The organism is Agrobacterium sp. MCAB5, from assembly GCF_052114365.1.
Lineage (GTDB): Bacteria > Pseudomonadota > Alphaproteobacteria > Rhizobiales > Rhizobiaceae > Agrobacterium > Agrobacterium tumefaciens.
On sequence record NZ_JBFREP010000194.1, the window covers coordinates 1 to 523 of the forward strand.

Genomic DNA, 523 nt, shown 5'->3' on the forward strand with positions numbered 1-523 from the left:
GGTATGTGCGTCGCAACAGCATGCTTACGCGGCCCTTTCCGTTCTTTCTCACGCGCTTGCTGACTATGGGCTGACCCTAAACCRCAGCAAGACGACGTTCCTCAGCGCAGGGCATTACGTTGATTATGTCCGGGCACAGCTTGGAGAGGGCGAAGAAGCCAGTACCACACTTCGGGAGCTTGACCTCCATTTCGACCCCTACTCAGACACAGCGCAGACGGAGTATGAAACGCTCAAGGATTCGTTTGCCAATATCGACATCCAGTTTTTACTCGACTTAGAAAAAGAGAAGTCACAGCCGGACAGCTTTGTCCTCGCACAGATTGGACGCGCACTAAAATTTCAGGAGCCGCAAGTTGCCGCACAACTCTGCGCAACGCTTCTGGACGCCCGAAACCTTAATTCATTCCGCGCGTCGTGGTCAAAGATCATGCGAGGTGTGTTTTCCGTTCGAGCAAACGATGAGTTCGCGGCGGTGTTCGACCAGATCGACGGTTTACTCGACAAGGTGCCGGTCCTAGCC

Annotated in this window: 1 pseudogene; it reads left to right on the top strand. The window is 54.0% G+C overall.

Annotation, left to right across the window (positions count from 1 at the left end):
* A pseudogene (locus tag AB4Z23_RS28175) lies at positions 1-523 on the top strand (reverse transcriptase); the annotation flags it as partial.